Here is a 6,542-nt window from a genome sequence, read left to right on the forward strand (position 1 = left end):
CGTGCCCGGCGGCGCGGGGACCCCGGCGACGGCCCGTGGCCCGGTCGGCGGCAGGGTGTCGCCGCTGCTGATGGGGCTGATGGACTGGATCAGCCCGCCGACCCCGGTCACGATCGGGAAGCCGCCGCCGGTCGGGGTCGAGGGCTGGGAGGAGGCGGCCGCCGACCCCGGCGGGGCGGTGGCGCGGCCGCCACCGCCCGACCCGGCCGCCCCAGAGGAGGTCTGCGGGGTCTTGCTCTCGGTCGCCCCGGCCACGGCGCCGCCGAAGCTGGTGCACCCGTCGGGGCAGGGGCCCTGGTCGCTGAGGCCGAAGACCAGCAGCAGGCCCATGAGGGCGACGACCGTCGCCGTCCAGGCCCGGGCCCGCCGCCGCAGGGACGGGCGCCACTTGATCCGGTAGGCGGCCCCGCGCCGCGCCCGCACCGCCTGCTCGGCGGTGGCGTGGCGCGACCAGGCGGCGATGATCGCCGCCTCGAACGGCCCCAGCTCGGCCCCTGGCCGGCCCAGCAGCTTCGAGAGGTCGTCGGCCCTGAAGGGCCGGTGCAGGTAGTGCCGCGCCCCGTCGGGCGGGAGGTCGGGCCGGCGCTCGCCCTTGTCCAGCAGCATGACCAGCGGCCCGTCGTAGCAGTCGCGGACCTGCTTGTAGCTGAGGCGGCGGGCCTGGGGCTGGCTGTCGAGGACCACGGCGGCCACCACCGGCGTGGACCAGTCCGACAGCTCGGCCGCCGAGCGGAAGTGGGCGATGCGGTCACCGTTGGCGAGCAGGCGGCCGGTGATCGACGCCAGCCCTGGGTCCCGCGACAACAGGACAACCCGACGCTCCACGTCCACCGCTCCTGTCACTGACCGGATCGCGACGAACGGCCCGATGGAACCGGTCATCGCACTCGAAGGAGCATACTTCCATACTCGTCCGACGAAAGTCTCTACGCCGGATGCAGGAGGAATCAGGCGAGCGGGGGCGGCTTTTCGCCGACGTCCCCTTCGCCGACCCCGGCCTCGTGGGCGTCCACCGGGAAGCGGGCGAAGCCCTTCCAGGCCAGGCCGGCCAGCTCGTCGGCGAGCTCACCGGCGTCGAGGGGACGGCGTTCGTCCAGCCACCAGCCGGCCGCGCCCTCGGCCATGCCGACGATCGCCGCGGCCAGGGCCCGGGCCCTGGGAGCGGCCAGGCCGGCCTCGGCGGCGATGATCCTCGCCACCCGCCCGGCCACCCAGCGCCGGAACTCGGTCACCTGCCGCTGGAAGTCGGCGTCGAGGCCGAGGGCCTCGGTGAACAGCAGCCGGAAGGCGTCCTCGTGGCGGTCGACGAAGTCGAGGTAGACGCGGAACCCGCGCCGCAGCCGCTCCTCGTTGCCCTCGGCCTGGCTGAAGCCGCTCTCCAGCTCCTCGGTGAGCCGCCCCAGGTCGTTGGCCAGGAGCGCCGAGTACAGCGCCCGCTTGGAGGAGAAGTGCTGGTAGAGGACGGGCTTGGTCACCCCGGCGGCCTCGGCGATGGAGTCCATGGAGGCGCCCCGGTAGCCGTCGCGGGCGAACAGCCGCCTGGCCACGCCCAGCAGCTGGGCCTTGCGCTCGGCCGCCCGCAGCCGCATGCCGATGGGCACGCTCACCGGTTCCACCCCCTTGCGCAGACCCTGCCCGTTCCCGCATCCTACCGTTCAGTAGGTTACCGAGCGGTAACCCGCAGTACGGAAAGGATCTGCCCCATGATCGGCTTCGCGCTCTCCGAAGACCAGGTGGCCGCCCAGAAGTGGGCCCGGGAGTTCGCCGAGAAGGAGATCCGGCCGGTCGCGCCCCACTACGACGAGACCGAGGACTTTCCCTGGCCGGTCCTGTCCAAGGCGGCCGACATCGGCCTCTACGGCATGGACTTCTACCGCATGATCGGCGAGGACGAGACCGGCATCCTCCAGCCGCTGCTGGTCGAGGAGCTCTGCTGGGGTTGCGCCGGCATCTCCCTCGGCATCTTCGGCAGCGGGCTGCCGCTGGTCGCCCTGATCGCCAGCGGCACCCCGGACCAGGTCGCCCGCTGGACCCCGGAGCTGTTCGGCACCCCGGCCGAGCCCAAGGTGGGCGCGTTCGCCGTCACCGAGCCGGGCGCCGGGTCCGACGTCTCCAGCCTCCGCACCCGGGCCGTCCGCGACGGCGACGACTGGGTCCTCAACGGCCAGAAGGTGTTCATCACCAACGGCGGGATCGCCAGCCTCCACGTGGTCGTGGCCACCGTCGACCCCACCCTGGGCCACCGCGGTCAGGCCAGCTTCGTGGTCCCGCCCGGCACCCCCGGCCTGCGCCAGGGCAAGAAGGAGAAGAAGCTCGGCATCCGCGCCTCCCACACCGCCGAGGTCCTGCTCGAGGACTGCCGCATCCCCGCCGACTGCCTCCTCGGCGGCGAGGAGCGTCTCCAGGCCAAGCTGGAGCGGGCCCGCGAGGCCCAGGCGGCCGGCCCGACCGCCACCGCGTCCTCCGCCCCGCGCGCCAAGGGCAGCTCGGGCGCCCTGGCCACCTTCGAGGCGACCCGCCCGGTCGTCGGCGCCCAGGCCGTCGGCATCGCCCGGGCCGCCTTCGAGTTCGCCCGCGACTACGCCCGCGAACGGGTCCAGTTCGGCAAGCCGATCGCCGCCCAGCAGGCCATCGCCTTCAAGCTGGCCGACATGGCCACCGAGATCGACGCCGCCCGCCTGCTCGTCTGGCGCGCCTCCTGGATGGCCCGCAACGGCATGGGCTTCGCCCACGCCGAAGGCTCCATGTCCAAGCTCAAGGCCGGCGAGGTCGCCACCCGGGTCACCGACGAAGCCATCCAGGTCCTCGGGGGCTACGGCTTCATCCGCGACTTCCCTGTGGAGAAGTGGCACCGGGATGCCAAGATCTACTCCCTCTTCGAGGGCACGTCCGAGATACAACGCCTGGTGATCTCCCGCGCGAACGGGGGGATGGCCTAGACCGAGGGAGGAGCATGGGCGAGGTCGAGCGCTACCCGAACGGGATCTTCTGCTGGGTGGACCTGGGGACGAACGACGCCGCGGGGGCGAAGGCGTTCTACGGGGGGTTGCTGGGGTGGGAGTTCGACGACCTGCCCACGGGGGAGCAGGGGACCTACTCGACCTGCCGGCTGCGGGGGCGGGCGGTGGCGGGGCTGTACGACCGGGCGGAGACGCCGGGGTGGGGGTCGTACATCAGCGTCGACGACGTCGACCGGGCGACCGGCAGGGCGCGGGAGCTGGGGGCCGAGGTGCTGGTGGAGCCGTTCGACACGCCCGGCGGGGGGCGGGTGGCGACGGTCCGGGACCCGGCGGGGGCGTCGGTGTCGCTGTCGCGGCCGGGGGAGCGCTTCGGGGCCGAGCTGGTCAACGAGGACGGGACCTGGACCTGGAACGAGCTGGTCAGCGGGGACCTGGCGGCGGGCCGGGACTTCTATGTCGAGCTGTTCGGATGGTCGGCCTCCGACGCGCCGGGGGCGCTCCCGCGGACCACCTTCACCCTGGGGGAGCTGCTGGTCGGCGGCGGCCACGCCCCGGCGCCGGGGGAGGACCCGGCGCCCCGGTGGAGCATCGCCTTCTGGGTGGCGGACGCCGACGAGGCCGCGGCCAGGGCCGGGGAGCTGGGCGGGACGGTGCTGCTGCCGCCCATGGACATCCCCGCCGGCCGCTTCACGGTCCTGGCCGACCCCCAGGGGGCCAGCTTCAGCGCCACGGCCGTCCCCGGCGGCCCGACCAGGGGGGTCGACGGGTCCTGACGGCGCCGCGGATGCTTCGGCCGGCTGGTCAGCGGCGGGCCGCCCCCGCCCCGGCCGGCTGGCGCTCGGCCTCGGTCGTCGGCGTGAGCGCCTGGCCCAGGGGACGGCGCCGCTCGGCCACCCCGAGCAGGAACAGGTGGACCAGGAACAGCACGGTCGAGCCGATCAGGAACAGGATGCTCGGCAGGTAGGGGCTGCCCGGGTCGCGGTAGGCGAAGAAGGTCTTGGGGGCGAAGTCCGGCCGCTGCAGGCCCGACCCCTCCAGCGGGGTCGCGGGCGAGATCACCACCGCGGCCACCTCGGTCCCGTCCTGGATCGTGTAGAAGACCTCGGCGCTGAGGTTGGTGGCGTCCAGCTCCTCGCTGGAGTCCTCGATGTCGGCGTTGGTCTCGTCGATCAGGTCCTGGACGGCCGTCTGCCGGGCCGTGTCCAGGTCGGCCTTGAGGTCACCCTCGGGGGTGCCCTCCTCGAACTCGCCCTCGGGGGCCGGCTGCCAGCCGCTGCCGGCCCCGCCCTGGAAGTCCCGCACGCTGTCGTAGGTGGCGGCCACCGGGTCGTCGACGGTGAAGAACCTGAACGTCGGCTGGGTGCCCTTGGGGCCGGTGAGCGGCGTGGTCCCGGGGATGCCGAACAGCCACACGGCCGACAGCATGACCAGGAAGCCGAAGAAGGCCGTGGCCGCGATCAGGTAGCCCTTGAGAGCCCCGAAGTTCGAGGCCAGCAGCATGAACACCGACCCGGGCAGGAGCACGAAGGCGGTGAGAACGACGAGGAGACCCTTCACGGGCGCTGACGCCTCCTTTGCCTCGGCTGCCTACTCGGCACGGTTGCCACCACCCGCGGCCTCGAACTCGAGCAGCGGCCGCTCCTCGTCGTCGCTCTGGATCGACAGCAGGTAGTTGACCAGGTCGGTGATCTGCTGGTCGTTCATGGGCCCGCCGTAGCGGACGCCCCAGGTCGGCATGGGCGAGGGCGGGCGGCCCTTCTGGATCGCCTCCCAGGCGACCGTGGCCGGGTCGTCGTCGGGGTGGCGGCTGTGGATCTCGCGCAGGTCGGGGGCCTGGACGTCGGCCGGCTTGGCGTTCTTGACCCCGGGGGTGACGTAACGCTTGACCGTGCCGCCCTGGGCCTCCGGGCCGTGGCAGCGGGCGCAGAACTCGTGGTAGGTGGCCTGGCCGAGGCGGACCGACTCGCTGAGCTCCTTCTCGGCCGCGGCCCGCTGGCGCACCGGCTCGCGCAGGTACAGGAACGGCAGCAGCACGGCCAGGAACACGGTCAGGGCGACCCCGGCGACCTGGTACTTCTCCAGCAGCGGGCCCTCAAGGGCCTCGTCGGTGGGGCCGGGCCGGCGCGACGGCGGGGCCGACGGCCCGAACCGGCGGGCCCGCTCCCGGGCCGAGCTGATGACGATGATCAGCGCGACGAACAGGAAGATGGCCGAGACGACGGCCAGGATGAGGACGGTGGTCCGGCTCATTCCTCACCGCCGCCGACGCAGTGGGGGCCGTCCAGCTCCTGGCCGGTGGTGTTGGTCCCCCGGGGCGGGCCGGTGATCACCTTGGAGGTGTCGACCACGATCTGGCCGCCCGAGACCTCGATGGCGAAGCGGTCCAGCCCGCGCGAGGCCGGCCCCTCCTTCCACTCGCCGGCCTGGTTGTACTTGGAGCCGTGGCAGGGGCACTCCCACCACTGGGCGGTGGCGCACCACGGGACCCGGCAGCCGAGGTGGACGCAGCGCTGGTACAGGGCCATGAAGCCGCCGCCGGCGACCCCCGCGTACACGCCCTCGGTGTCGTCCTCCTCGTTGTAGGGGACCAGGTAGAAGCGGCCGTCGGGGTTGTAGGCCTGGCCGTCCCCGGCCTCGATGTTGGCGCTGATGGACTCGGGCGTGCCGGCCCGGATCTTGCTGCCGAAGCCCTCGGTCAGGTTGGGCCACAGGAAGTAGACGGTGCCGACGCCGAACCCGGCCGCGGCCGCCCCGAGCCCGGCCAGCCACGCCGTGCGCAGGAACGACCGCCGGCTCACCTGTGGCTTCTTGGGCGCCGGCCGGGGGGTGGCCGGTCGCACCCCCGAGGAGATCGCCATCGATTCCCTTCCTAGAATCTCTAGAACTCGAAGAACAGGCAGGTCTTGTCCGGATGGATCGGGGTCGAGCAGGTCTCGGTCCACGGCCAGACCCACTCGAAGCTCGGTCCCCGGAAGAACGAGCCGGCCAGCACGAGGATGGCCCAGAACATCAGGAACATCGTGAACATCAGGACGGCCAGCTTGCGGTTCTCGGGCCGCATCGACGGGTTCTTGTCGAAGTACGGCGCGGCCATCAGCGCCAGCAGGGCGATCCCGGGGATCGTCACGCCGGCCACCATCGGGTGGAAGTAGCGCAGCAGCTCCTGCAGGCCCAGGAAGTACCAGGGGGCCTTGGAGGGGTTCGGGGTCAGGTTGGAGTTGGCCAGCTCGCGCAGGGGCGCGTTGACCACCATGGAGAACACGGTCACGAAGGCGAATATGGCGAAGGCGGCCACCGCCTCGCGCAGCAGCAGGTGGGGCCAGACGTTGACCTTGTCCTCCTGGCGGGCCTCGGCCCGCTGGATGCCCTCGGGCGGGACCATGGCCAGCAGCCGGTGGGTCTCGCCCTGCTTGGCCGCGGCGCCGGCCTGGCCGGGCAGGCCCTTGGTGGCCACCGCGGCCGCCACCCGGGCCGCCCGCTCCTCGGGGGTGAGCCGCCGGCCCCCACCGTTGCCGGGAGCCGCCGGCCGGGCCGCCGGTGTGGCCGGCGCCGCCGGAGCGGACGCGGCCGGCGCCTGCGCCG

At 73.2% G+C, this 6,542-nt stretch carries 8 protein-coding genes; 2 read left to right on the plus strand and 6 right to left on the minus strand.

The window, feature by feature from the left end:
• Window positions 1-825 (minus strand): hypothetical protein (locus VF468_16860; GenBank protein ID HEX5879963.1); only part of this gene is annotated, 825 nt, incomplete at its 3' end.
• 122 nt (window positions 826-947) lie between these two features.
• A complete protein-coding gene (locus VF468_16865) occupies window positions 948-1,607 on the minus strand; it encodes a TetR/AcrR family transcriptional regulator (protein HEX5879964.1) in 660 nt (219 codons plus the stop codon).
• Window positions 1,608-1,703: 96 nt separating this feature from the next.
• Here VF468_16865 and VF468_16870 point away from each other — a divergent pair, with 96 nt between their 5' ends.
• Window positions 1,704-2,939 carry an acyl-CoA dehydrogenase family protein gene (locus VF468_16870; GenBank protein HEX5879965.1) on the plus strand — a complete coding sequence of 412 codons (1,236 nt, stop codon included), beginning with the start codon at window positions 1,704-1,706 and terminating at the stop codon, window positions 2,937-2,939.
• Window positions 2,940-2,953: 14 nt separating this feature from the next.
• Window positions 2,954-3,733 carry a VOC family protein gene (locus VF468_16875; GenBank protein HEX5879966.1) on the plus strand — a complete coding sequence of 260 codons (780 nt, stop codon included), beginning with the start codon at window positions 2,954-2,956 and terminating at the stop codon, window positions 3,731-3,733.
• Window positions 3,734-3,761: 28 nt separating this feature from the next.
• Here VF468_16875 and VF468_16880 read toward each other — a convergent pair whose 3' ends face one another.
• The 4 genes from VF468_16880 to VF468_16895 all read right to left on the minus strand — a co-directional run.
• Window positions 3,762-4,517, minus strand: a complete 756-nt coding sequence (locus VF468_16880) for a hypothetical protein (protein ID HEX5879967.1) — start codon at window positions 4,515-4,517, stop codon at window positions 3,762-3,764.
• A 30-nt stretch (window positions 4,518-4,547) separates the two neighbouring features.
• Window positions 4,548-5,210 (minus strand): cytochrome c, encoded by a 663-nt coding sequence (locus VF468_16885; GenBank protein HEX5879968.1) that lies wholly within the window; start codon window positions 5,208-5,210, stop codon window positions 4,548-4,550.
• A complete protein-coding gene (locus VF468_16890; GenBank protein HEX5879969.1) occupies window positions 5,207-5,818 on the minus strand; it encodes a Rieske 2Fe-2S domain-containing protein in 612 nt (203 codons plus the stop codon). Before VF468_16890 ends, VF468_16885 begins: the two co-directional genes overlap by 4 nt.
• Before the next feature lie 20 nt (window positions 5,819-5,838).
• A partial coding sequence (locus VF468_16895; GenBank protein ID HEX5879970.1) for a menaquinol-cytochrome c reductase cytochrome b subunit occupies window positions 5,839-6,542 on the minus strand: 704 nt, incomplete at its 5' end.

It is taken from the genome of Actinomycetota bacterium (genome assembly GCA_036280995.1).
Taxonomy (GTDB): domain Bacteria; phylum Actinomycetota; class CALGFH01; order CALGFH01; family CALGFH01; genus CALGFH01.